This window comes from Emcibacter sp. SYSU 3D8 (assembly GCF_039655875.1).
Classification (GTDB): domain Bacteria; phylum Pseudomonadota; class Alphaproteobacteria; order SMXS01; family SMXS01; genus RI-34.
In genome coordinates this window covers 996,032-1,021,472 of sequence record NZ_JBBYXK010000002.1, presented here as the reverse complement: position 1 = coordinate 1,021,472, position 25,441 = coordinate 996,032, and the positions used below count along the sequence as shown (strand labels likewise).

The 25,441-nt window shown below is 63.1% G+C and carries 22 protein-coding genes; 9 read left to right on the top strand and 13 right to left on the bottom strand.

The window, feature by feature from the left end; genetic code table 11:
- Positions 1–39: 39 nt before the first annotated feature.
- The gene (locus WJU21_RS10895; protein ID WP_346323435.1) at positions 40–1,284 is read right to left on the bottom strand and encodes a cytochrome P450; all 1,245 of its coding nucleotides are present in this window, start codon (positions 1,282–1,284) and stop codon (positions 40–42) included.
- A gap of 102 nt (positions 1,285–1,386) precedes the next feature.
- Between WJU21_RS10895 and WJU21_RS10890 the strand changes: the two genes are divergently transcribed.
- Positions 1,387–2,154, top strand: a complete 768-nt coding sequence (locus WJU21_RS10890) for a LuxR C-terminal-related transcriptional regulator (protein WP_346323434.1) — start codon at positions 1,387–1,389, stop codon at positions 2,152–2,154.
- Positions 2,155–2,157: 3 nt separating this feature from the next.
- On the opposite strand, the gene WJU21_RS10885 is transcribed toward WJU21_RS10890, so the two are convergent.
- Entirely contained in the window at positions 2,158–3,171 is a 1,014-nt protein-coding gene (locus tag WJU21_RS10885) for an acyl-CoA dehydrogenase family protein (protein WP_346323433.1), read from the bottom strand.
- A 5-nt stretch (positions 3,172–3,176) separates the two neighbouring features.
- The gene (locus WJU21_RS10880; RefSeq protein ID WP_346323432.1) at positions 3,177–4,331 is read right to left on the bottom strand and encodes an acyl-CoA dehydrogenase family protein; all 1,155 of its coding nucleotides are present in this window, start codon (positions 4,329–4,331) and stop codon (positions 3,177–3,179) included.
- Between the two features lie 217 nt (positions 4,332–4,548).
- On the opposite strand from WJU21_RS10880, the gene WJU21_RS10875 reads away from it, so the two are divergent.
- Both WJU21_RS10875 and WJU21_RS10870 read left to right on the top strand, forming a co-directional pair.
- On the top strand, positions 4,549–5,202 hold the full coding sequence (locus tag WJU21_RS10875; RefSeq protein WP_346323431.1) for an MAPEG family protein: 654 nt from the start codon (positions 4,549–4,551) through the stop codon (positions 5,200–5,202).
- Between the two features lie 11 nt (positions 5,203–5,213).
- On the top strand, positions 5,214–5,948 hold the full coding sequence (locus WJU21_RS10870; protein ID WP_346323430.1) for a glutathione S-transferase N-terminal domain-containing protein: 735 nt from the start codon (positions 5,214–5,216) through the stop codon (positions 5,946–5,948).
- A gap of 7 nt (positions 5,949–5,955) precedes the next feature.
- Here WJU21_RS10870 and WJU21_RS10865 read toward each other — a convergent pair whose 3' ends face one another.
- The 9 genes from WJU21_RS10865 to WJU21_RS10825 all read right to left on the bottom strand — a co-directional run bounded on the left by WJU21_RS10865 (position 5,956) and on the right by WJU21_RS10825 (position 20,363).
- Positions 5,956–7,233 carry a cytochrome P450 gene (locus tag WJU21_RS10865; protein WP_346323429.1) on the bottom strand — a complete coding sequence of 426 codons (1,278 nt, stop codon included), beginning with the start codon at positions 7,231–7,233 and terminating at the stop codon, positions 5,956–5,958.
- Between the two features lie 66 nt (positions 7,234–7,299).
- The gene (locus WJU21_RS10860; RefSeq protein ID WP_346323428.1) at positions 7,300–8,556 is read right to left on the bottom strand and encodes a cytochrome P450; all 1,257 of its coding nucleotides are present in this window, start codon (positions 8,554–8,556) and stop codon (positions 7,300–7,302) included.
- A gap of 57 nt (positions 8,557–8,613) precedes the next feature.
- Positions 8,614–9,978, bottom strand: coding sequence for an MFS transporter (locus WJU21_RS10855; protein ID WP_346323427.1), 1,365 nt, complete (start codon positions 9,976–9,978; stop codon positions 8,614–8,616).
- A 131-nt stretch (positions 9,979–10,109) separates the two neighbouring features.
- Entirely contained in the window at positions 10,110–10,736 is a 627-nt protein-coding gene (locus tag WJU21_RS10850; RefSeq protein ID WP_346323426.1) for a nuclear transport factor 2 family protein, read from the bottom strand.
- Entirely contained in the window at positions 10,733–11,287 is a 555-nt protein-coding gene (locus tag WJU21_RS10845; RefSeq protein ID WP_346323425.1) for a nuclear transport factor 2 family protein, read from the bottom strand. Before WJU21_RS10845 ends, WJU21_RS10850 begins: the two co-directional genes overlap by 4 nt.
- Positions 11,284–11,820, bottom strand: coding sequence for a nuclear transport factor 2 family protein (locus tag WJU21_RS10840; protein WP_346323424.1), 537 nt, complete (start codon positions 11,818–11,820; stop codon positions 11,284–11,286). The genes WJU21_RS10845 and WJU21_RS10840 overlap by 4 nt, the downstream gene beginning before the upstream one ends.
- A gap of 141 nt (positions 11,821–11,961) precedes the next feature.
- Positions 11,962–14,529: a TonB-dependent receptor gene (locus WJU21_RS10835; RefSeq protein ID WP_346323423.1), complete on the bottom strand. Its 2,568-nt coding sequence runs from the start codon at positions 14,527–14,529 to the stop codon at positions 11,962–11,964.
- A 434-nt stretch (positions 14,530–14,963) separates the two neighbouring features.
- Positions 14,964–17,534 (bottom strand): TonB-dependent receptor, encoded by a 2,571-nt coding sequence (locus WJU21_RS10830; protein WP_346323422.1) that lies wholly within the window; start codon positions 17,532–17,534, stop codon positions 14,964–14,966.
- A 300-nt stretch (positions 17,535–17,834) separates the two neighbouring features.
- Positions 17,835–20,363 carry a TonB-dependent receptor gene (locus WJU21_RS10825; RefSeq protein ID WP_346323421.1) on the bottom strand — a complete coding sequence of 843 codons (2,529 nt, stop codon included), beginning with the start codon at positions 20,361–20,363 and terminating at the stop codon, positions 17,835–17,837.
- Between the two features lie 337 nt (positions 20,364–20,700).
- Between WJU21_RS10825 and WJU21_RS10820 the strand changes: the two genes are divergently transcribed.
- From WJU21_RS10820 to WJU21_RS10805, 4 genes are read left to right on the top strand one after another with little or no spacing between them, the layout of a single operon-like run.
- Positions 20,701–21,210, top strand: coding sequence for a nuclear transport factor 2 family protein (locus tag WJU21_RS10820; RefSeq protein ID WP_346323420.1), 510 nt, complete (start codon positions 20,701–20,703; stop codon positions 21,208–21,210).
- Positions 21,211–21,214: 4 nt separating this feature from the next.
- Positions 21,215–21,463, top strand: a complete 249-nt coding sequence (locus WJU21_RS10815) for a hypothetical protein (RefSeq protein ID WP_346323419.1) — start codon at positions 21,215–21,217, stop codon at positions 21,461–21,463.
- Positions 21,464–21,467: 4 nt separating this feature from the next.
- Positions 21,468–22,121 carry a flavin reductase family protein gene (locus WJU21_RS10810; protein ID WP_346323418.1) on the top strand — a complete coding sequence of 218 codons (654 nt, stop codon included), beginning with the start codon at positions 21,468–21,470 and terminating at the stop codon, positions 22,119–22,121.
- Positions 22,118–22,513: an MAPEG family protein gene (locus tag WJU21_RS10805; RefSeq protein ID WP_346323417.1), complete on the top strand. Its 396-nt coding sequence runs from the start codon at positions 22,118–22,120 to the stop codon at positions 22,511–22,513. Before WJU21_RS10810 ends, WJU21_RS10805 begins: the two co-directional genes overlap by 4 nt.
- 82 nt (positions 22,514–22,595) lie before the next feature.
- Here WJU21_RS10805 and WJU21_RS10800 read toward each other — a convergent pair whose 3' ends face one another.
- Positions 22,596–23,375, bottom strand: a complete 780-nt coding sequence (locus WJU21_RS10800; protein WP_346323416.1) for an enoyl-CoA hydratase-related protein — start codon at positions 23,373–23,375, stop codon at positions 22,596–22,598.
- Between the two features lie 114 nt (positions 23,376–23,489).
- Between WJU21_RS10800 and WJU21_RS10795 the strand changes: the two genes are divergently transcribed.
- Complete coding sequence (locus WJU21_RS10795) at positions 23,490–24,287, top strand: enoyl-CoA hydratase/isomerase (protein WP_346323415.1); 798 nt, start codon at positions 23,490–23,492, stop codon at positions 24,285–24,287.
- A gap of 4 nt (positions 24,288–24,291) precedes the next feature.
- The gene (locus tag WJU21_RS10790) at positions 24,292–25,440 is read left to right on the top strand and encodes a CoA transferase (RefSeq protein ID WP_346323414.1); all 1,149 of its coding nucleotides are present in this window, start codon (positions 24,292–24,294) and stop codon (positions 25,438–25,440) included.
- Position 25,441 lies beyond the last annotated feature (1 nt).

The window sequence follows — 25,441 nt, the reverse complement described above, 5'->3', positions numbered from 1 at the left end:
TTTATACGCTGGTGCATCTGTTACACGAAATCGTCGGTATCAGCCCGTCTTCGGCGTCAGCCGTAGCGGCAGCTTGGTCGGTCCCCTGAGCGCGAAGCTGGGGTGGTAGTGAATGTCGGCAGCCGGCACGGCCAGCTCGAAGCGGCTGAACCGGTCGAGGAAGGCCCGGAAGCTGACCAGCATCTCGGCGCGGGCAAGCTGGGAGCCGACGCAATGGTGGATGCCCGAGCCGAAGGCGATGTGGGCGCCATTGTTCTTGCGGTCCAGGTCGAATTCGTCGGCACGGTCGAACTTGGCCTCGTCCCGGTTGCCGGCGGCATAGCGGATCATCACCGTCGAGCCCTCGGGAATGCGTACGCCGCCCAGTTCCGTGTCCTCGGTCACATAGCGGAACAGGCCCTGCACCGGTGATTCGACGCGCAGGATCTCCTCGACGAATTTGGCCACCAGTTCTTGATGTGCACGCAGCCGCGCCTGCAGGTCCTGGTCCTCGGCGAGCTGCTGCAGGCCGTTGGCGATGCCGTTGGTCGTGGTTTCGTTGCCCGCCACCAGGATCTGCTCGACAATGGACAACACTTCCTTGTCGGTCAGCGGCCGCTCGCCGTTGTAAGTGGCCTGGACGAGGTCGCTCATGATGTCGTCGCGCGGCTCGATGCGGCGCTCCGCCATGCGGGCGATCATGTAGTGCTGCATCTGTACCACTTTGTGGGCGGCGTCGATCAACACGTCGTCGGGCACCTTCATGCCCAGGCCGATCACCCAGGCGTCGGACCATTCCTTGAACTTCTGGAAATCCTCGCGCGGCACGCCGAGCTGGTCGGCGATCACGTACATGGGCACCGGAACGGCCAGGTCGGCGACGGCATCGCAGCTGCCTCGGGCGGCGAAGCCCTCGACCAGTTCGGCGACCACGTCGGTGATGTAGGCTTCCATCTGGCGGATGCGGCCGGCGCGAAAGGCGTCGTTGACCAGACCGCGATAGATCGTGTGACCCGGCTGGTCGTTATTGACGATGGTCGGCATGAACCGGCCATAGCCTTCCTCGTCGATGATGCGCTCCGCCTCGGCGCAATACAGGCCGGCGCGGCGGCCGGACGGCGCCAGGTTGGAATAGGTCTTGTTGTTCTTCATCACTTCCATGAGCAGGTCATAGGAGGTGACGATGTACATGCCGGTTTCCGGCATCAGATAGACCGGCGCTTCTTCGCGCAGCACCTTGTAATAGCCGAATGGACACTGCTGCACGGCAGGATCCAGCAGGCTGAACTGCTCTGGCTTGTTCATCTCGGTACGCTTCCCCGTGTTCCCGATGACATGGAGTTTGGGCGCGCGGGCCTGTAACGTCTACCTCTCGGAATCGACAGGTTGGGGGAGAACCAGACGGGGATGGGCCACAACGACCTCAATACATGCCTCGGCGCGCTGGAGCGGGCGAGCTGTCTTGCCGAAGGCGTCAGCCTGCTGCGGCGTATCGGCGAACTGATCGGCATACCGCTGGTCGCCGCGCTCGACGATATCTCGACCACCGTGCCGCTGACCGACGAGGACGGCAATCGCCTGGCCGAGCTGTTCGGCTGGGACAAGGAGGCGATCGACGAGTGGGTCGACCAGAACTACACGCTGATCAGCCCGACGACCCATGCCTGCCGCTTCCAGCATCTGCCGTTCTTCTGGCAGGCGGACCATCCGTTTCCCCAGGAGCAGGCGCTGGAGCCCATTCAGCGCAAGGTGCTGGACTGGCAGGTGGCCCAGGGCATCCACGGCGCCATCATCGTGCCGACACACCTGTCACGCGGCCGGGTGGGATCGGTGTCGTGGCTGAACCGCGACCAGGATCTGGATATCGAGCCGATCTGGCGCGAGCACCGGCGCACGCTGCTGCTCGCCGCGCTGCAATTCATGCAGCTTGCCGACACGGCACGCGGCATCGACGCACCGGAAACCGGGTTCATCTATCTGACCAGCCGCGAGATCGAGTGCCTGACCTGGGCCGCGCGCGGCAAGACAGATCAGGAGATCGGCGTGATCCTCGCCATCTCGCCATCGACCGCCCGCTTTCACATCGACAACGCCACCCAGAAGCTGAACGCGGTCACGCGCACCCAGGCAGTGGCGAAAGCGGCGCAACTGGGGATCATCGGGCCGATTTTCTGAGGTTTATGTCCGCGAGGCGAACTTCCACAGATTGTCGGCGCCGGATTTGGCGACCAGGCGGCCGATCTCGGCCTGCCAGTAAGGCTCACCGCCGAATTCGTCGCGCCATGCCCAAAGCCGCCGGGTGAACTGGTGCAGGGCATATTCGTGGGTGAAGCCGATGGCGCCGTGCGCCTGGTGGGCCAGTTCGGCGGCAATACCCGCCGCCTCGCCGACGCGGGCCTTGGCGACGGCAATGGACACGCCGGGATCGCCCGCTTCCGTTGCCTCGATGGCCACATCGGCTGCCGAGGAAGCCGCCGCCACCTGCCCGGCCATGGCCGCCAGCGACTGCTGGACCGCCTGGAACTTGGACAGCGCCCGGCCGAACTGCTTGCGGTCCTGCACGTACTGGACCGACATGGCGAGAATGCCCTCGAGCGCGCCCGCCATCTGGACCGAGCGCGCCAGCGCCCCAAGCTGCCAGATGCGGTCCGGCGACGCGTTGCCGACGATGGTGGCGGGGGCACCGTCGAAGATGACGGTGTCGCGCGGCTCGCCGGCCATGCTCTTGTCCCGTTCGATCGTCACGCTGGCCGGGTCGACGATCGCGAGGCCGGCCGAGGTCGCCACCACGATGGCCGAGGCGCCCTGCGCGAACGGCACGCGGGTGGCCGTGCCCGACAGCTTGCCGTCGCTGAATTCAATGATCTCATTGGGCCGGACCGGTGCAATGGTCAGCGGACCGGCCGGCACCTGGGCGCCCGCTTCGGCCAGCAGCACGCCGGCGATCAATGTCTCGGCCAGCGGCAGCGGCGCCACGTAGCGGCCCGAGGCCTTGAGGAAGTAGAGGCCATCGCCGATGGTGCCGCCCGCGCCGCCCTGTTCCTCGGGAACGGCGGCCTGGGTAAGCCCCGATTCTTCGAGGGTCTGCCACAGGCCGGCTGGCCATTCGCCCTTCTCGGCCTTGTCGACAAGGGTCTGGTCGCAGATGTCGCGGAAGATGCGTTCCGCCGTGTCTAGGATAAGCGTGCGCATTTCGTTCATCGTAGGCCGAGCCCCCTCGCGATCATGCCGCGCAGGATCTCGCGCGTGCCGCCCTGGATGGTGAGCGACGGCGCAAGCAGGGTCGCCGTCTTCAGCATCTTCTCGTATCTGGAATTGCCGCCGGCGCCGTCTTCGGGCGGGCAGATCAGGCGCGCCGTCTCGGGCACGTCCTTGCAGTAATTGGTGCCCAGGTCCTTGACCAGCGCCGCCTCGGTGACCGGCATCTTGCCGTCGGCCAGCATGCCGGCGACCGACACCGACATGCCCCGCAAGGTCATCAGATGCGCGGTCAGCCGGCCGATGGCGCGGGCCTCGACCTCGGAGGGATTGTCGCCCACCTGGCGCACCAGTTCGACCAGGGTCTGGAAGGTGCTGAGGATACGCTCCGGGCCGCTGCGCTCATAAGCCAGCTCGCTCATCACCTGTTCCCAGCCCGCGCCGATTTCGCCGACCACGTTCTCGTCAGGCAGAAAATAATCGGTGAACACTTCCTGGTTGAAATGATGCTCACCGGCCAGATTGTAGACCGGGCGAACCTCGACGCCGGGAGCGTTGAGGTCGACGATCATCTGGCTCATGCCCTCGTGCCGGTTCTCGGGATTGACCGGCGAGGTGCGCACCAAGGCGATCATGTAGTGACAGATATGGGCGAGCGAGGTCCACAGCTTGGTGCCGTTGAGCAGCCAGCCGCCATCGGTCCGCGTGGCCGACATGCGCACCGACGCCAGGTCCGAGCCGCTGTCGGGCTCGGACATGCCGATGCAGAAGAACGCCTCGCCGGCCACGATCCTGGGCAGGAATCGCTGGCGTTGCTCTTCGGTGCCGTATTTCAGCAGCAGCGGGCCGCTCTGGCGGTCGGCCACCCAATGGGCGCCGACCGGCGCGCCGGCAGCCAGCGCCTCCTCGGTGACCACGTAGCGGTCAAGGAAGGTCAGGCCGCGGCCGCCATACTTCTTCGGCCAGGTGATGCCGATGAATCCGGCCTGTCCCCAGCGGCGGGAGAACTCGACGTCATAGCGGGCCATGGCCTCCTGGCCGCGGCCGAAGCCGCCGTCAGCATAGTCCTTCTGCAGGAACGCGCGCACTTCGGCGCGCATGGCCTCCTGCTCGGGCCCGAGCGTGCGAGGTGGATATGTAAGGGCTGCGGTCATGGCTCTCCCCTGGAAGTTCGGTGCGGACAGATGCTGTACGTGCAGAGTCCGCCGCCGGATTTGTGGCGTGCAACTTAGTGCGGTTGGCGCCCGGCCTGCAAGGCCGCTGAATCCCTTTCCACGCAGGAAACCGCGCCCGTCCCGGCGGGAGATGCAGATTGTATGGCCGCCGCCGCCATGCATTATAGAGCGCGGGAAAACGAAGCGGGGGAAGCATATGCACGGCGTCAATCTGAGCGTATTCGGCACGGCGGTCGGCCTCGCCTTCATCATGGTGGGCTTCGGCATCACCTATGCCTATCGCCGCATCCTGCCCTACATGAAGGACCCCGAGGCTCAGCCCCACAAGCCGCCGCCGGCGCTGATCCCCATATTCGGCGGCTTCATGAAGGCTGCCTGGGCGTGTTTCGCCGTGGGCATCAGCCTGGTGATCCTGGCGATCGGCCTGGGGCCCGGGATCCCCATCGGCCGCGGACTCGCCCAGGTGCCGGTGACGCTGTACTACACGGCGGCGCTGGGCCTGCTGCTGGTGATCCTGACCTACAACGTGCTTCATCACCGGGTACGGTCGACGCTGGAGAATTTCGGCAACGAGGACAAGACCGCCGACCGCATCGCCCGCGTGCATGCCAACTACACCGAATATGTCCCGACCGGCCTGGCGCTGCTGATCGCGCTGGAATGGTCGGGCGCGCCGTCGCTGATGGTGCATTTCGGCGGCGGCCTGTTCACGCTTGCCCGTTACCTGCACGCCTGGGGATACACCAGGCACGAAATGGCCAGCTTCGGCCGCATCGTCGGCATCCAGTCGACCATTCTGGCGCTGTGCTACATGGTGGCGGCGTCGGCCTATTACATCCTGATCGCCTGAGGACCTGACCGATGATCGACCTGTATTATTTCCCGACGCCCAACACCTGGAAGGTCAGCATCTTCCTCGAGGAAACCGGCCTGCCCTACAACATCATCCCGATCAACATCATGGTCGGCCAGCAGTTCGAGCCGGACTTTCTGAAGATCAGTCCCAACAACCGGGTGCCGGCCATCGTCGACCACGATGTGAAGGGACCGGACGGCCAGCCGCTGGCGATCTTCGAATCCGGCGCCATCCTGCTTCACCTGGCCGAAAAGACCGGCAAGTTCCTGTCCACCGATCCGTTCAGGCGCGCCAAGGTCATGGAATGGGTGATGTGGCAGATGGGCGGCCTTGGTCCCATGGGCGGCCAGGCGAACCACTTCCGCGCCTACGCGCCGGAAAAACTGCAATACGCCATCGACCGCTACACCAACGAGGTAGCGCGGCTGTGGGGCCTGCTCGACGACCAGCTCGAAGACCGCGAGTGGATTGCCAATGACGAATATTCCATCGCCGACATGGCCTGCTGGGGCTGGATCACGCTGCACGAGCTGCAGGGCCAGGACCTGAACGACACGCCGCACCTGAAGCGCTGGTTCGAGGCCATGGGCGAGCGTCCCGCGGTCAAGCGCGCCTATGCGCTGGGCCGTGAAATTGCCGCGACCCCGGGAAAGATTTCCGAGGAAGCCAAGAACATGCTCTACGGCCAGACCCGCGAGCAGCTGCTCGAGCGCAGGAAGGCCCGGCGCGCGGCGAAGTAGCCGCGCCCTACCGCTTCTTGAAGGTGATCGGCAGTTCCTTCAGCTGGTGCAGGAAGATGCTCGGCTCGTGGGTGAACTCCTCGAGCGGCCGGGCCAGCTGGATATCGTCGACCCGGTCGAGCAGGATCTCGAATGCCGAGATCATCTCGCGCCGCGCCAGCATGGCACCGGGGCAGAAATGGGTGCCCAAACCGAAGGCGATCTGTGCGCCGGCATTCTTGCGGCTGACATCGAAGGTCTCGCCGTCGTCGAACTTGTCCTCGTCGCGGTTCGCCGAGCCATAGGCCATGAATACGATAGTCCCCGCCGGAATCACCGTACCGCTCAGCTCGACGTCCTGCGTGGCCTGACGGAACAGGCCGAGCACCGGCGTTTCGTAGCGCAGCGTCTCCTCGACGAAATTCTTGATCAGCGACCGGTCGGCGCGAAGCTTGGCCATCTCCGACGGATTCTTCAGCAGGTTCCACAGGCCATGGGCGAGCGCGCTGGTCGTGGTTTCGTTCCCGCCGGTGATAAGCTGGTGCATCATGTTCTGCAGCTCGTGCATGGACATGGGCTCCTCGCCCTCGAAGCGGGTATTGACCAGCACGGACATGATGTCGTCGGTGGGGTTTTTCCGCCGGTCCTCGAACACCTTGTAGAAGAAGTGCTGGGCATCGAGCTCGATCCAGGCGCAGCGCTCGATCTCTTCATCCGTGGCCATCAGGCCGCCGGGCATCAGCATGGCGTCGGACCATGACTTCAGCCGAAGATACTGGTCGTTCGGCAGGCCGAGCTGGTCGGCGATCACCTTGCAGGGCAGCGGCACGCAGAAATCGGCGACGAACTCGCATTCGCCCTGGCCGATGAAGGCGTCGACCAATTCGTGGACCATCTGGTCGACATAGGGCTTCATCTCGTTGACGCGGCTGGCCGTGAACGTGCGGTCGATATATTGCCGCCAGCGATTATGGGCGGGCGGATCGGTCCGCTGCAGCACCTGGACATGGGCCCAGCCATAGGTGCTCAGGATATTTTCGTGGCGCACGAGCGCTTCGCGCGGACCGCCGCGCGAGCTGTGCGTCATGTCCGACGTGAACAGGTCCGGCCGCTTCTTGATGAAGCGGATGTCGTCATATTTGGTGACGTAGTACATGCCCGTCTGCGGGCTGGGATACACCGGACACTGGGCGCGCATGGTCTGGTAATAGGGATAGGGGCAGGCCTGCACCTTGCGATCAAGCGGGTTGAACCCGTCGACCGGAAGCGCTGATCCCATCACCGGCTTTTCTGCAAGCGTGCTCATGGCGTCTTTCCCCGTGTACTGAATTCTCGGGCCCGATATTTACATCCAGGGCTCCAGGCCGCAAGCCTAGCGCTTGCGGAAGCGGATCGGCAGTTCCTTCATCTGATGCAGAAAGACGCTGCGCTGGTGGGTGTCCTCAGGCAGCGGCCGGGCCAGGCTGATATCGTCCAGCCGGTCGAGCAGCGCCTCGAAGGTGCTGAGGATCTCCTGGCGGGCCAGCATGGCGCCGGGGCAGAAATGGGCGCCCATGCCGAAGGCGATCTGGGCGCCGGCGTTCTTTCGGGCGATATCGAAAGTCTCGCCCTCGTCGAACTTGTCCTCGTCGCGGTTGGCAGCCGCATAGGTCAACACCACCAGGGCGTCCTTCGGGATAGCCGTCCCCGCAACTTCCACATCGCGCGTGGTCTTGCGAGCCAAACCCAGCACGGGTGTCTCGAATCGCAGCGTCTCCTCGACGAAGTTCTTCAGCAGCGACCGGTCGGCGCGCAACCGGGCAAGCTGATCCGGGAATTTCAGCAGGTTCCAGAGCGCATGGGAGATGGCGCTGGTGGTGGTTTCGTTGCCGCCGGTCAGCAGCTGATTCATCAGGTTCTGCAACTCGTGCATGGTCAGAGGTGCTTCACCGCCCATGTCGGTGTGGATCAGCGCCGACATGATGTCGCCCCTGGGCTCGCGGCGGCGGTCCTCGAACACCTTGTAGAAATAGTGCTGCGATTCGACCACCAGATGGGCGCACTCGATCACCCGCTCGTCGGGGCAGGTCGGGCTGCCCGGCTCCAGCATGGCATCGGACCAGGCCTTCAGCTTCCAGAAATTGTCGCGGTCGACGCCGAGCTGGTCGGCGATCACCTTGCAGGGCAGCGGAATGGCGTACTGGGAGACGAACTCGCACTCGCCGTCGTCGATCCAGGAATCGATCAGCTCGTGCACCATGCTTTCGATATAGGGCGTCATCTCGCGCACCCGGCTCGCAGTGAAGGTGCGGTCGATCAGGTTGCGCCAGCGGCCATGATCGGGCGGGTCGGTGCGCTGCAGCGTCTGGACGTTGTCCCAGCCATAGGTCTGCAGGATGCGGTCGTGCTCCTTGTGCACCTCGCGCCGGCCACGTTCCTGCAGCGTGATGTTGGAGGTGAAGTCCCGGTGGTTCTTCTTGATGGCGCGGATGTCGTCATAGCGGGTGACGAGATAGGTGCCCGTCTCCGGCATGCGGTAGACCGGGCATTCGCTGCGCAGCCGCTGGAAGAACTCGTAGGGGCAGGCATGCACCTTCGGGTCGAGCAGGCTGTAGTCGTCGAGCGGTTTGTCGCGCTTGAGCGTGGACATGATCGATCTCCCCTTGAGCGAGACCGATTATGCCCACGCGAAACCGCCAGCGTAAACTTACTTGATCGGCGACTCCTCGCCGCTCCAGACGTCGGCGTCGGCCGCCGTTCGGACATAGGGCTTGCGCGCCAGGAGCAGGAATATCGTGCCGAGGAAACCGAAGATCAGCGTCACGCACATGATCGAATACCGCACGCCCTGGTCGCTGGGGAAGATATGTTCGTTGAACATCCCGGCGATGGGCGGCCCCAGCATCATGCCGAATGACACCATGAACATGTAAACGGCCGAGACCCGCGCACGGAGCGCCGGCGGCGTGACATAGGTCAGCGAGGCATAGGCCATGGCGAAGGGCGAGTTCACGAAGATCAGCGCCGGCGCATAGAAGACGAAGGCCCAGAACGGATTGGGCATGACCTGGATCGTCAGCACCGCGGCGACGCCGATCAGGCTGCCGACCAGCGGCGCGATGATGTTGGCGTCCTTCTTGCCGCGCTGGGTGAGCCGTGCGGCGTACATCGCCGCGAAAATCGGCCCCAGTGGACCCGCCAGCAGGAAGATCCAGCCGAAGATCTGCGAGGCGTCGGCATTGTTCATGCCGTGCACGCGGACGAAATACGACACCGTCCAGAACACGAAGGCATAGCCGAGCAGACCGAAGCAGAGGAAGCCCAAGTGGTGAAACACCACCATCCTGGCGTTGCGGCGGTAGAAGTTGACCAGGGACACATCCGAACCCGTGCCCGCTTCGCTGCCGGCCGGGCGGGCGATCGTGCGGCGGATCGGCTCGCGGATCAGCAGAAACAGGAAGGCGATGATCAGGCCGGGCGCGCCGACATAGAGGAACGTTTGCTGCCAGGGCGCCAGCGCGCCGAAGAACGGCAGGGTCAGCGGCTTGGCCTGTTCCACGATGCCGTACACGTAGCCGCCGATGATGAAGGCGATGCCCGAGCCCATGATCGGACCGGCCTGGACGATGCTGAGCGCCAGCGGGATCTTGTCGCGGGGAAAATAGTCGCCGATCAGCGAGTTGGTGGCCGGCGTCAATGTCGCTTCACCCACACCCACACCGATACGCGCCAGGAACACCATCCAGAAGTTTTTGGACAGGCCGCAGGCCATGGTCATCAGCGACCAGAAAAAGATGCCGATGGCGATGATGTGCTTGCGGCTCTTGCGGTCCGACATCCACGCGATGGGCAGGCCCGCGATTGCGTAGAAAATGGCGAACACACCATACAGCCAGCCGATCTGCGCATCGCCAACGCCAAGATCGACCTTCATCTGGTCGACGACGATGGCAACGACCTGCCTGTCGATATAGGCGATCAGCGCGGCGAGGATCAGTACGCCGACAACCAGCCATGCCAGAATGGGTCTTGGATAGGGCGCCTTGTCCGGCGACGCCTGCAGATCAGCCACTCATGTCTCCCCTGTCAATTCCGGCAGGGACTATAACAAAGTGCGTCCGTTCGGCGAGCGCAGAATATTGTCCATTGGTTTTCCGGAACATGAACGCTTTCGGATGCCGGCTTTGCGGGCGAATCGGCACCTCAGCCGTAGAACGAGCGGCGATGATAGAGGAAGTCGTCGCGGTTCTGCTGCATCCTGATTTCCGCGGGCACCGCGTTATAGCCCTTCGACGATGGAGATTCGATGCGCTGCCAGTCGGTGATGCCGGTGCGATTGGTGATCTTCCAGACATTGTCGCGCTTTTCCATTCGGTCCATGTAGCGGCCGCCGACCCAGACATCCATTTCGGTATCGTAGGCCGTAGCCGAGGCAAGCGGGTCACCCTTGGGACGCAGCCGGTGATACGCGGTGAAATAGGCTTCCGTATAGGCGATGGTCTCGCCGGGGCCGACCTCGATGAAGATATTGCCAAGCTGGTGGTGCGTGCGGGTATGGGTGGCAAGCACACCCAGCGCGAATGCGACGAAATCGCCGGGCTCGCCTGGCGCCGACGGCCTGGCGGGATCGGACGACGGGCCGACAAAACCATGCCGGTGCTGCGCCCCGGGATGAAACACGCTGCGCAGCAGTTCCTCGTCGCGGTGATCGATGGCCCGGCAATAGGTCATCATCACTTCGGCGCAGGCCTGCTTGTCGAGCAGCATCTGAAGCTGCGGGTCCGCCACGCTGGCGACCCGGCCGGCCTGGAGCATATGTTCGATGGTCACGCGCTGTTCCCCCATTCCTGTGGCTGGCCGGCTATCCCGAGGCGGCGCGCGCTGTACAGCAGGTCGTCGGGCTTGCGCTTCCCGGCAAGCCGGCTGCGCACCGGGTCGGTGCGCCAGTTCACGGCGGGCTCCAGCCTGCTCCAGTCACTGAGACAGGTGCGGTGCAGGATGCGCCATTCACCGGCCCGCCGCTCGTAGCGGTCGATGTAGCGGCCGACGGCGAGATGATCGTGCACCTGCCCGTCGATCTCGTAGGTGTAATAGCCGGTCCAGTGCACCTCGCCGGTGGCGGTGTCGCCGTCCAGCTCGATCAAAATGTTGGTGTTGTCGTGGTGGACCGAGATCCAGCCCGCCAGCAGGGTCATCACCCAGTCAATGTAGTCGGGCGCGCTGCCGGCAAAGGCGCCGTGGTCGTCGGTGCCGTCCGGCCAGTAGACCGAGGTCAGCAACGCGCGGTCGAGCCGGTCGGCGGCGCGGGAGTAGCGGTAGCTGAGTTCGGCGATGGCCTGCTTGTCGAGCAGCGCCTGAAGCTGGTCGTCGCGCGGCATCATTTGCCCTTTTCCATGCCGGCTTCGAGGCCGTAGATCGGATCGGATGGATGCTTGCCGCTGATCTTCCCAGCCGGCATGGTCCACATGTTGCGGTCGGACGGCGGATCGAAGCGCTCGAAGTCGCCGACGCCGATGCGGGCGATGATCTTCCATTCGCCGCCGCGCCGCTCGAAGCGGTCGAGATACCGGCCGCCGGTGAAGTAGTCCTCCTCGGCGCCGCTTTCCTCGTTGATTCGGCGGTGGTGAGCCCAGAAGTGGCATTCGGAAACGGCGCTGTCGCCGGCCAGCGTCACCAGCACGTTGGAGATCATGTGCTTGCAGGCCTTCAGCGGCCGGCAGATCGCCATGGCCCGGTCGACGAAGTCCCAGGACTTGCCGACGAAACCGCCGTGATTATGCGACGATTCCGGATGGAAACAGGCCCGCAACGCCGCCTCGTCCGCCCGGTCGCAGCCGCGCGCATAGCGGTAGAGCACCTCGGCGATTTCCTGCTTGTCGGCGATCGCGGCAAGGCGCGGGTCCGATCCCGTCATTTGGCTTCTCCCGTTTCCCGCCGCCGAGGATAACGGGCGCGGGGCGCACCGCAAGGGCGCATAAGAAAAAGGCGCCGGTGTTGCCACCGGCGCCTGAATCCGGATCGGCCGGCGATTTGCCGGCCGGCCCTTGGCGAAGGATCAGAAGTCTGCGGTAAGCGTGATGCCGTAAGTCCGCGGTTGGGTCGGCTGTTCGAACGAGAACAGGAACGCAACCGGCGTAACGCTAAGGCGCTGGAAATCGTTCGTCAGGTTCTTGCCCCAGACCGAGACGCGGTATCTGGAGTCCGGCGATTCCCAGGAGATCTGGGCGTCGACCAGCAGCATCGAACGGCGGTCCGACCGCGGCAGGAATACGCCGGCGGTCGCCATCTTCGAGGTGTAGCTGAAGCTGTTGCCGATGCTGAGGTTGCCCATGTTCCCGATCGGGAAGTCGTAGGTCCAGCCCAGGTTGCCGATGATCTTCGGCGCGAAACCGAGCTTCAGGTCGGAGAAGTCGGTGAACGCGATCCAGGTACCGTTCGGCAGTTCGGTGGCGCCCGGCCCGCAAAGTTCACGGCCGTTGGCCGGGGTCGCGAACGGCTCCGGGCCATCGAGATCGGCACAGTAGTTCGTGTACTTGATGTCGCTATAGGCCAGGTTGGCGTTGATCGTCAGACCATCGACCGGGATCAAGACCATTTCCAGCTCGAAGCCATAAGCACGGGCATCGGCGTTATTGGAGATGAAGGTCTCCTGGCCCGAGGGGTTGTCGGCCGGTCGGATGACCTGGCGCTGCAGGCCCTTCAGCTTCTGATAGTAGAAGTTGCCGTTGAACTGCAGCCGGCTGTCGAGCCACTCGGTCTTGAAGCCGCCTTCGAAGTTGTCGATCAGTTCTTCGCCATAGGGCGAGCCGACGAAGGTGGTGTAGGCGGCGGCGTTGTTGACGAAGCCGCCGGATTTGTAGGCGCGCTGCCAGAAGGCGAACAACAGGATGTCGTCATTGATCTTGTAGTTCACGCCGACGCGCGGGGCGAAGTTGTCCCAGCTCTGGCCGGCATCGTTGGTCCAGAAGGCAAAGCAGGGATTAGCCGCCGTCCCCAGGGTGCCGATGGGCGCACAGTCCGGCGCACTGGAATTGGTCGGGAACCTGGACCAGTCGGAATTGGGATCAAGGCCCTGATTGACGACTGAATTGTTCGGGGTTTCGAAGATGTTGAACTTCTTTTCCCATGAGTAGCGCACGCCGGCGACCAGGCTCAACTGGTCGGTGAAGTGAATCTCGGTCTGGACATAGGCGGCCCAGGTCTTCCGGTCCTGGCCGTTCTGGTAATACGACATCAGCGGGTTGTCGTAGGTGAACTTGCCGATGTTCGGGGTCCAGAGGATCTGGCCCAGGTGATAGCTGTCGAACAGGTAGAACACACCGGCGATGACATCGAATGTCTCGGAGAAGTCGGAGACGAAGTGCGATTCGAACTGATAGGTCTCGTACGACTGGAACCGGGTCGACGCGAAGAAGCTGATATTCGTGCCGTCCGTGTCCGTGTTGATCAGGTCGCGCTGGTGCTGGTAATTGGCCAGGAAACTGAACGTGCCGAAGTCGGTGGTGTAGTCGACATTCAGCGTGGCCGTGTAGCTGTTCAGGTCGCTGTTGTTATAGGGCAGATCGTAGCCGACAAGAAATGGGTCGTTGCTCTTGTCCCTGTCGATTCCCTGCGTACCGTCGCCGAAGTAGTTCTTGGTCAGCCCGGGATAGAGCACTTCCATCAGGCTGGTGTTGCAATTGTAGGCAACCGACGTGCCGACACCGCCGCAGAGCGGGTTGGACGGGGTACGAGGATCGTAGGACGGGTTGAGCGACACGGTGCCGTCGCCGCGCTGGCGGATGAACTCGGTGGTCAGCGTGATGTCGAGGTTATCGTTCGGCGTCAGGCGGAAGCTGGGGCGGAGATAGACATATTTGTTGCCCTGGATTCGCATGCCTTCCAGATCCTCGTCGATGTGGGTAACGATCTGGCCGTTTTCGACACCGTCGACGATGATGCCGTCATTCTTGTAAAAGCCGGAATCCTTGTAGAACTGTGCTGCCAGACGCATGGCGAACTTGTCCTGCACGATCGGCACGTTGCCGATCAGACCGACGACCAGCCGGCCGGGATTGCCATATTGCAGGCTGGCCTTGCCGCTGTATTCGGTGACGTCCGGCTTCTTGGTCGTGAGCGTGATCGCGCCCGAATAGGCGTTGCGGCCATAGATGGTGCCTTGCGGACCGCGCAGCATTTCCACCGATTCAATGTCCAGCAGGTTCGATACCGCCCAGGCATTGCGCGGCTGGTACACGCCGTCGATAAAGATGGCCACATGCGGATCATCGAAACTTTCGATGCCCGATGTGCCAATGCCGCGCACGGTGAAGGACGACGCGTTGTGGAACAAGCCCACATGCTGCAACTGCACCGCCGGGGCCAGCTTGTTCAGGTCCTCGAGGTTGACCGCGAACTTGCGCTCGATCGCCACACCCGAAAACGCGGTGACCGGAATTGGCACTTCCTGGACCGATTCCTGCTTCTTCTGCGCCGAGGAGATGACCGTCTCGATGCCGCCACGTTGCGAGAACAGGCTGCCATCACTGGCTTGATCCTGAGCCGGCGGATCCTGGGCGTAGGCCGCTCCCGCCCACAGGGCGAACAGCGGTATTGCACATGATGTTAGCTTCTTGTGTTTCATATCTGGGCCTCCCCTGGATGCTGCGGCATTCCCCGAAGCCGCAACCTGATTGATCGCAGAACCTGCAATTGCAGACTTTGTCATACCGCCCATCCAAGCTGAATAAAAAACAACAATGTCTGTAACAACACACGTCGTTTGTTTTTTATGTGTGTCTTCGTGGTCTCACATCGCCGCTGGTGTCTATGGGCCGAAGGAAACCGGGACGCACACGCATCGCTTGTCGGCAGTCAAGCGGCACGGTCGCATACCGTGATTTAATTTCCAATTAAAACAGCACGGTTGCTTTTTAAAAGCCCGGGATACTTTATCCGGCCGGCCATGACACTGCAGGTGACCGGGCAGCAACGAAAAAGCGCCGGCGTTGCCGCCGGCGCTTTCCGTTCAGGAACCGTCCCGGTTATGCGCCGGGACGGATTAGCAAGTCTGCGGTCCTAGAAGTCGGCCGTCAGCGTGATGCCGTAGGTCCGCGGCGTGGTGCCCTGCTCGAACGAGAACAGGTTCGACACCGGGGTAACCGACAGGCGTTCGATCTCGTTGGTGAGGTTCTTACCCCAGACCGAGACGCGGTACATGCTGTCCGGCGATTCCCAGGAGATCTGGGCGTCCACCAGCAGCATCGAGCGGCGATCCGACCGCGGCAGGAACACGCCGGCCGTGGCCATCTTCGAGGTATAGCTGAAGCTCTGGCCGATGCTGATGTTACCCATGTTCCCGATCGGGAAGTCATAGGTCCAGCCCAGATTGGCGATCAGCTTGGGCGCGAAACCGAGCTTCAGGTCGGAGAAGTCGGTGAACGCGATCCAGGTCCCGTTGGGAAGCTGGGTCGCACCCTGGCCACACAACGCGCGGCCGTTTGCGGGACTTGCAGACGGCTCGGGGCCATCAAGGTCGGCGCAGTAGTTCGTATACTTGATGTTGTTGTAAGCCAGATTGCTGTTGATCGTCAGGCCGTCGACCGGGACCGCGATCACTTCCAGTTCGAGACCGTAGGAACGGGCGTCGGCGTTGTTGGAAATGAAGGTTTCCTGGCCCGATGCGTTATCGGCCGGACGGATGACCTGGCGCTGCAGGCCCTTCAGCTTCTGGTAGTAGAGGTTGGCGTTCAACTGCAGCCGGCTGTCGAACCATTCGGACTTGAAGCCGATTTCGAAGTTGTCGATCAGCTCTTCGCCATAGGGCGAGTCGACGAAGGTGGTGTAGGCCGACGCGTTGTTGACGAAGCCGCCCGACTTGTAGGCGCGCTGCCAATAGGCGAACAGCATGAAATCGTCGGCCGCTTTCCAGTTCACGCCGACGCGGGGCGCGAAGTTGTCCCAGGTGTCGCCTTCGTCGTTGGTCCAGTAGGCGATACAGGGGCTGGCGATGGTGCCGGTGGTGCCGAGGGGCGAGCACTGCGGCGCGTTGCCCAGCGGGAAGCGCGAGAAGTCCGACCCCGGAGGAATGCCCGTGGTGGCCAGCGGCGTGTTCGGGGTTTCGAAGATGTTGAACTTCTTCTCCCACGAATAGCGGACACCGGCGACCACGCTCAACTCATCCGTGAAGTGGACTTCAAACTGGGTGTAGGCCGCCCAGGTCTTCCGGTCCTGGCCGTTCTGGTAGTAGTTCAGCAGCGGGTTGTCGTAGGTGTGCTTGCCGGTGAACGGTGTCCAGAGAATCTGGCCCAGATGATAGCTGTCGAACAGGTAGAACAGGCCGGCGATCATGTCGACCGTCTCGGAGAAATCCGACACGAAATGCGTTTCGAACTGATACGTCTCGTAGGACTGAAACCGGGTCGACGAGAAGAAGTCGACGCTGGTGCCGTCGGTGTCCGTGTTGATCAGATCGCGCTGATGCTGGTAATTCGCCAGGAAGCTGAACGTACCGAAGTCGGTGGTGTAATCGACGTTCAGCGTGGCCGTGTAGCTGTTTAGTTCGCTGTTGTTGTAGGGCAGGCTGTAGCCGACCTCATACGGGTCGTTGCTTTTGTCCTTTGGGATGCCCTGCTCGGCATCGCCGAAATAATTCTTGGTCAGGCCGGGATACAACACTTCCATCAGGCTGGTGTTGCAATTGTAAGCCGTGGGCGTACCGGTTGTGCCGTCGCAAAGACTGTTGGCCGGTGTCCGCGGATCGTAGGACGGGTTGAGCGAGGTCGTGCCGTCGCCGCGCTGGCGGATGAACTCGGTGGTCAGCGTGATATCGAGCGCATCGTTCGGCGTCAGGCGGAAGCTGGGGCGGAAATAGACATATTTGTTGCCCTGGATTCGCGTGCCCTTCAGATCCTCGTCGATGTGGGTGAGGGTCTGGCCGTTCTCGACGCCGTCGACGATGACGCCGTCATTCTTGAAGAAACCGGAATCCTTGAAGAACTGGGTTGCCAGGCGCATGGCGAACTTGTCTTCGACGATCGGCACGTTGCCGATCAGGCCGACAACCAGCCGGCCGGGATTGCCATATTGCAGGCTGGCCTTGCCGCTGTATTCGGTGACGTCCGGCTTCTTGGTCGTGAGCGTGATCGCGCCCGAATAGGCGTTGCGGCCATAGATGGTGCCTTGCGGACCGCGCAGCATTTCGACTGTTTCGATGTCCAGCAGGTTGGACAGCGCCCAGGCGTTACGCGGCTGATACACACCGTCGATGAAGATCGCCACATGCGGATCATCGAAGCTCTCGATGCCCGACGTGCCGATGCCGCGGACGGTGAAGGACGAGGCGCCGTGGAACAGGCCCACATGCTGCAACTGAACCGACGGGGCCAGCTTGTTCAGGTCCTCGAGGTTGACCGCGAACTTGCGTTCGATCGCGACGCCCGAGAACGCGGTGACCGGAATTGGCACGTCCTGGACCGATTCCTGCTTCTTCTGAGCCGAGGAAATAACGGTCTCGATGCCGCCGCGCTGCGAGAACAGGCTGCCATCACTGGATTGATCCTGAGCCGGCGGATCCTGGGCGTAAGCCGCTCCCGCCGTCAGCATCGCGGCCATCACGGCCAGCGAAGTGGTTGATTTCATGAACTTCATAAGCGTCTCCCCCGGTTTGAAACTGCCTGAAGGCACCCTTTGCGAGCACCCCGTCCTGGCTCTGGACAACTTTGCGTTCTTGCCGGTTCTTACATCACGGTGCAGTCAATAAAAACAATAAACGTCTAGTCTGCTTTTAATCGTCACTGTCTGTGATATTTTTGCATCTCCTGCTGGTTTTTTTCTGATGGCCCTGCCGGTATCGACTGCGCACAAAAAAGCGCCGGCGTTGCCGCCGGCGCTCATCCGTTTCCGGTACCGGACCGGCTGACAGCCGATCCGGTATTATGGCTTGCAGTCCTAGAAGTCGGCGGTCAGCGTGACGCCGTAAGTCCGCGGACGGGTGCCCTGCTCGAACGAGAACAGGCTCGACACCGGCGTCATGGACAGACGCTCGATCTCGTTGGTCAGGTTCTTGCCCCAGACCGAGACCTTGTACTGACCGGTCGGCGATTCCCAGGAGACCTGGGCATCGACCAGCAGCATGGCACGGCGGTCGGCACGCGGCAGGTCCGCATTGGCAGCAACCGTCATCTTCGACGTGTAGCTGAAGCTCTGGCCGATGCTGACGTTACCCATGTTTCCGACCGGGAAGTCATAGGTCCAGCCCAGATTGGCGATCAGCTTGGGCGCAAAGGTCAGTGCCGTGTCGCGGTAATCGGTGGCAACGATCCAGGTGCCGTTCGCCAGCTGGGTCTGCGCACCGCAGACCGGACGCTGGCTGGCCGGGTTCATGGTCGGCTCGGGGCCGTCCAGATCGGCACAGTAGCTGGTGTACTTGATGTTGTTGTACGCCATGTTGGCATTGATCGTCAGACCGTCGACCGGGACCGCGATCACTTCCAGTTCGAGGCCGTAGGAACGGGCATCGGCGGCGTTGGAGATGAAGGTTTCCTGGCCGGTGGTGTTGTTGGCCGGACGGATGACCTGGCGCTGCAGGCCCTTCAGCTTCTGGTAGTAGATGTTACCGTTGAACTGCAGCCGGCTGTCGAACCACTCGGTCTTGAAGCCGCCCTCGAAGTTGTCGATCAGCTCTTCGCCGTAGGGCTGGACGAACGTCGTGTACTCGGAGGCGTTGTTGACGAAGCCGCCCGACTTGTAGGCGCGCTGCCAGAAGGCGAACAGCATGATGTCGTCGGTGGCCTTGAAGTTCAGGCCGATGCGGGGCGCGAAGTTGTCCCAGCTGTTGTCCACCGGACCCCAATAGGCGACGCACGGCGTACCGGCAGTGCCCTTGGTGCCGATCGGCGAGCAGAAGTTGTTGGGATCACCCACCGGGAACTTCGACCAGTCGGAGTTCGGGTCGAGGCCCTGGTTGGCCACGGTGTTGTTCGGCACCGAATAGACGTTGAACTTCTTTTCCCACGAATAGCGGATACCGGCGACGGCGCTCAGCTGGTCGGTGAAGTGCACCTCGAACTGGGTATAGGCCGCCCAGGTCTTGCGCTCCTGGCCGTTCTGGAACTGGGCCATCTTCGGATTGTCGTAGGTGAAGTCGCCACTGCCCGGCGTCCAGAGCAGCTGGCCGAGCTGGTAGGTGTCGTACAGGTAGAACAGGCCGGCGATCATGTCGACGGTCTCGGAGAAGTCCGACACGAAGTGGGCTTCGAACTGGTAGGTCTCGTAATCCTCGAAACGGGTCGACGAGAAGAAGTTGATGTTGGTGCCATCCGTGTCGGTGTTGATGGTCGACCGCTGGAAGGCGTAATTGCCGAGGACGCTGAACGTACCGAAATCGGTGGTGTAGTCGGCGTTGAGTGTCGCCATGTAGCTGTTCAGGTCGGAATCGTTGTACGGCAGGTTGTAGCCCACGCGGTACGGATCGGCGGTCTTGTCCCGATCGATGCCGACGCGGCCATCACCGAAATAGTTGCGGTTGAAGCCGGGATACAGCAACTCGAAGACGCTGGTGTTGCAGTTGTAGGCGGCCGGCGTGCCCGCAGCGTCGCCACAATTGGTGTTGGCGGGCGTACGCGGATCGTAGGACGGGTTGAGCGAGACCGTGCCGTCGCCGCGCTGGCGAATGAACTCGGTGGTCAGCGTGATATCCAGCGCGTCGTTCGGCGTGAACCGGAAGCTGGGGCGGAAGTAGACAAACTTGTTGCCCTGGATCCGCGTGCCTTCGATGGACTCGTCGATTTCGCCAGTACCGAGATCAACGATGCCGTCGTTCTTGTAGAAGCCCGAGTCCTTGTAGAACTGGGTTGCCAGGCGCATGGCAAACTTTTCCTGCACGATCGGCACGTTGCCGACGAAGCTGACGATCAGCTTGCCCGGATTGCCGTACTGCAGGCTGGCCTTGCCCGTGTAATCGTAAAGGTCGGGACGCTGGGTCTTCAGCGTGATGGCGCCGGAATACGCATTGCGGCCGTAGATCGTGCCCTGCGGGCCGCGCAGCATTTCAACGGATTCGACGTCGAGCAGGTTGCCCAGCGCCCAGGCGTTGCGGGGCTGGTACACACCGTCGATGAACACCGCGACGTGGGGATCGTCGAAGCTCTCGACGCCCGACGTGCCGATGCCGCGAACGGTGAAGGACGACGAGCCGTGGAACAGGCCGACGCTCTGCAGCTGAACCGACGGGGCCAGCTTGTTCAGGTCCTCAAGGTTGACGGCGAACCTGCGCTCGATCGCGTCCGCCGAAAAGGCGGTGACGGGAATCGGAACTTCCTGGACCGATTCCTGCTTCTTCTGCGCCGAGGAAATGACGGTCTCGATGCCGCCCTTCTGCGAGAACAGGCTTCCGTCCTGGTCCTGCGCATAGGCGCCGGCGCTGGTCGCAAGCGCAACCGCCGTGGACAAGGATAAGAGTGATACTGGTTTCTTCACGAAACTCCCCTTGGATTGAGGCTAGAGGAGCGCGTTGCGCCCCCCGCCGCCGGATGCGGATTTTCTGGTTTTTTTCGTTGGGGGCGGTCTTACACCGCAGTCTAAAATCTACAAAAAGAAAAAATAATTCTGGAAGCTTGTTATGGCCGGTTTCTCGATAGTGTGGCTTTTGCGCCACACGGCGCCTTGGCGCGAGCGGCGAGTGTGTACCGCGGCGCGGCGCCGCTGTCCAAGCCAACTCCCGGTCAGCGATGCCTTTTTTCTTTACCTTTGCGCGGTACTTTGTGGCGCGCTAGGCTTCGCCGCGAACCGAATGGATGGATCAGGGGAGACCGTCATGTCAGATGCCGCACAACGCGCGCTCGATCATATCGACATCTACACCACCATGTCCCGCTACTGCCACGGCGTGGACCGCTGCGACATTACCGTGCTCAAGTCGGCGTTCTGGCCAGATGCGACCTGCAACTATTCCGACCAGGACATCGACGCCATGACCTGGGCCGAGAACTGCGTCGCTGGCATCAGCCAGATGGAGCGCACCTTGCACACCATCGGCAACCACTGGATCCAGCTCGACGGCGACAGGGCGACGGGCGAGACCTATTGCCTGGCCTATCACCTGCTGAAGAACGAGCAGGGCGTGTTGACCGACATGCTGGTCGGCGGCCGGTACCTCGATCATTTCGAGAAGCGCGGCGGCGAATGGAAGATCACCAGCCGCCACTATGTCATGGACTGGAACCACAACATTCCGTCCACCGGCAACTGGACGACGGGCATGCTCGGCGGCCTGAACACCGGCGCGCGCACGCCGAACGATCACTACGACCGCATCTTCGGCTGATCCGATGGAAACCATCGATTGGTTTGCCTGGCGGATCATCATCGGCCTGGGCTGCATGTGGCTGGGCGGCGGCATCTTCATCGTCAAGGGTCTGCCGCGCCAGCTGAAGCCAGGCCCGCAGCCGACGGCGCCCAAGGGCACGCCGGAGCGGTTCGGCCTGTTCTGGCTGGACCAGTATTGCTACATCGGTCTGACCCTGCTGATCGGCGGCCTCGTGCTGGTGCTGGTCAGCGTGGTCGGCGGGCGCGGCTAGCGGCATGGATTTCGACTTCCGCACGCTCGAGCGCATGGACCGGTACAAGCTGCTGGTATCGTCCATCGTCCCGCGCCCCATCGCCCTGGTCACCACCGTCAGCAAGGACGGCATCGTCAATTCGGCGCCGTTCAGCTTCTTCAATGCCGTGAGCAGCGAACCGCCGCTGGTGGTGCTGGGGCTGGAGGTGACCGACTATGCGCCGCGCAAGGACACCGGCGACAATATCCGCGACACCGGCGAGTTTGTCGTCAGCCTGGTCAGCGAGGCCATCGCGCCAAACATGAATCTGTGCGCGGCGGACTTCCCGGCCGATGAGGACGAGATGGCCGAGAGCGGCCTGACCGCCATGCCCAGCACCATCGTGAAGCCACCCTATATCAGGGAATCGCCGGTCAGCTTCGAGTGCAAGCGCATGACCACCATGGAAGTGGGCACCGGCAACCGCGTCGTCATCGGCGAGGTGGTCTACATGCATATCGACGACCGGTTCATCGACAGCGAGAAGATGTATGTGGACGCCCCGGCCATGCAGCTGATCGGCCGCATGCACGGCCGCGGCTGGTACGTAAAGACCGGCGACGCATTCGATATGCCGCGCATCGACTACAAGGTCTGGGCGGCCGAGCGCGACAGGAAGAGGGGACCACAGGGATGAACACGCCGGGCATACCGATCACACTTTTCTACGCGGGCATCATGGGACTGCTGGCCGTGGCGCTGGCCACCCAGGTGCTGTGGGCGCGCATCAACGCCAAGAAGCTGCCGGACTGGAAGCCCGACACAACCATGCGGGTGCAGGCCAATTTCGTCGAGAACGTGCCGCTGGCGCTGATCCTGCTCTATCTGCTCGAAGCCGGCGGCGCGCCCCAGCCCATGGTCCATGTGCTGGGCGGCTCGCTGGTCATCGCCCGCCTGCTGCATGTGTGGGGCTACAGCAGCAATCCGGGTGCGACCTATCCGCGCCTGATCGGCGCCCAGGTCACGTTCCTGCTGATGTCGATCATGGGATTCGGCGCCATCTACCTGTCGGTCGCGCCTCACCTCTAGGGCTCAGCCGAGCGCACGATCCCGAATGAAAAAGGGCGCGGCCTTCACAGGCCGCGCCCTTTTCATGGCGTCGCAGGAAGGCTTACTTGCCCTTCCAGTTTGGCTTGCGCTTTTCCGAAAACGCCTTCGGGCCTTCGATGAAGTCCTCGCTGTCGCGCATCTTCTGGCTCATCGGATAGACTGCGTCGATGGCCTCTTCCAGGGTCGGCGCGTCGAAGCCCTTGTAGACCGCCTCCTTGGTGGCGCGGACCGACAGCGGCGACGCTTCCAGGATCTCGGCGGCCCAGCGGCGCGCAGCGGTCATCAGGTCGGCATGCGGCACGACCTCGTTGACGAAGCCGAGGCGGAAACCGTCATCGGCGCTCATGCGCTTGCCAGTCAGCATCATGCCCATGGCCTGCTTCAGCGGCATGGTGCGCGGCAGGCGGTGCACGCCGCCGGCGCCCGCCATCAGGCCGACCCGCACTTCCGGCAGCGCGAACACGGCCTTGTCGGAGGCGACGATGATGTCGCAGGCCAGCGCCACCTCGAAGCCGCCGCCCATGGCGACGCCGTTCACCGCCGCGATCACCGGTTTGAACAGGTCGAAGCGCGAGGTGATGCCGCCGAAGCCGGTGCGCACCTTCCAGCGCTTGCCGCCGGCCGCCTGATACTTCAGGTCGTTGCCGGCCGAGAAGGCCCGGTCGCCGGCGCCGGTGACGATGGCCACCCACAGGCTGTCGTCATTGGCGAACTCGTCGAACGCCGCCTGCATCTCCTCATGCATGGGCGAGTGGCAGGCATTCATCACGTCGGGCCGGTTCATGGTCAGGATGAACAGGTTGCCGTCGCGTTCGGTCTTGATGAATTCGTAGCTGGACATGCACGCTTCCCCGTTGCGAGATGTGGCGCCGAGCCTGCGGAATTTCCCTTGCGATGCCGGGGAAAATGCCCTTTGTTGGCGCGGCCTGTAAGTATTCCCGGGGAGATAAAGCACATGAAGAACGGCAAGGTCAAACTGGATATAGACGGTCCGGTCGCGGTCCTGACGCTGAACGATCCGTCGGCGCTGAACTCGGTTTCCGTTCCCATGCTGGAAGACATCCAGGCCGCGCTGGATGCGCTGGAGGCCAAGGACAGCGGCGTGCGCTGCGTCATCCTGACCGGCGAAGGCCGCGGTTTCTGCGCCGGCGCCAATCTGGGCGGCGGCATTTCCAAGGAGCCCGGTTCCAGTGACAGCGACGCGGGCGACGTGCTCGAGCGCTTCTATCACCCCATCCTGAAGCGCCTGCGCGACCTGCCCTTCCCCATGATCACCGCCGTCAATGGCGTGGCTGCCGGCGTCGGCATGAGCTTCGCGCTGATGGGCGACATGATCCTGGCCGCCAAATCCAGCTATTTCCTGCAGGCGTTCCGCCGCATCGGGCTGGTGCCGGATGGCGGCTCGACCTATCTGCTGCCGCGCCTCGTGGGCCTTGCCCGCGCCAAGGAGCTGTCGCTTATGGCCGACAAGCTGCCCGCGCCGACCGCGCTGGAATGGGGCCTGATCAACCGCGTCTATGAAGACGACGCGCTGATGGGCGAGGCCAGGAAGCTGGCGACCGAACTGGCCAACGGTCCCACCGTGGCGCTGGGTCTCATCCGCAAGCTGTACTGGAACAGCCCGCTCAACACCTATGACGACCAGCTCGACCTGGAGCGCCAGAGCCAGAAGGTCGCCGGCCGCACCGAGGATTTCGGCGAGGGCGTGAAGGCGTTCTTCGAGAAGCGTCCCGCCCAGTTCAAGGGCAAGTAGCCGGATGACCGACGGTCCCCTCGCCGGCCTGCTGGTTCTCGACCTGACCCGTGTGCTGGCGGGGCCGTACTGCACCATGGTGCTGGCCGATCTGGGCGCTCGGGTAATCAAGGTCGAGACGCCGGGAACCGGCGACGACAGCCGCCATATCGGCCCGTTCATCGAAGAGAAGTCGGCCTATTTCATGTCGCTGAACCGCGGCAAGGAGAGCATCGCGCTCGACCTGAAGGCCGAGGACGACCGCGCCATCTTCGAGGACCTGCTGGCCCGCGCCGACATCCTGGTCGAGAACTACCGGCCGGGCGTGATGGAGAAGCTGGGCTATGGCTGGGACCTGCTGCACGAACGCTTCCCGGCGCTGATCTATGCCGCCGCCTCTGGCTTCGGCCACAGCGGCCCCTACAGGACCCGTCCCGCCTACGACATGGTCGTGCAGGGCATGGGCGGCATCATGAGCATCACCGGCCATCCCGGCGGACCGCCGACCCGGGTTGGCAGCTCGGTGGGCGATATCACCGCCGGCCTGTTCGCCACCATCGGCATCAACGCCGCACTGTATCACCGGGCATCGACCGGCCAGGGCATGAAGATCGACGTGGCCATGCTCGACTGCCAGATCGCCATCCTCGAAAACGCCATCGCCCGTTATGCCGCGACCGGCGAGGCGCCCGGCCCGCTGGGGGCGCGGCACCCGTCGATCACGCCGTTCGCCGCCTATCAGGCACAGGACGGCTGGATCATCATCGCCGCCGGCAACAACGGCCTGTTCGAGAAGCTGTGCGGTGTACTCGGCCGTCCCGAGCTGCTGGCCGATCCGGACTTCGCCAGCAACGACATGCGGACCCAGAACGTGGACCGTCTGGCCCACGAGATGGAGTTCACCCTGCGCCACCAGCCGGTCGCGCACTGGATGGACCTGCTGGAACAGGCCGGCGTCCCCTGCGGCCCTATAAATAATGTGGAGCAGGCGCTCAACGATCCCCATGTCCGCGCCCGCAACATGGTGGTGACGGTCGACGATCCGGTGACCGGCCCGCTGGAGATCGCCGGCAACCCGATCAAGCTGTCGGCCTTCGGCGACCCTTCAACCCGCGGCCCGGTCCCCGACCTGGACGGCGGCCGCGCCGCGATCCTCGCCTGGCTGGGACGCTAGA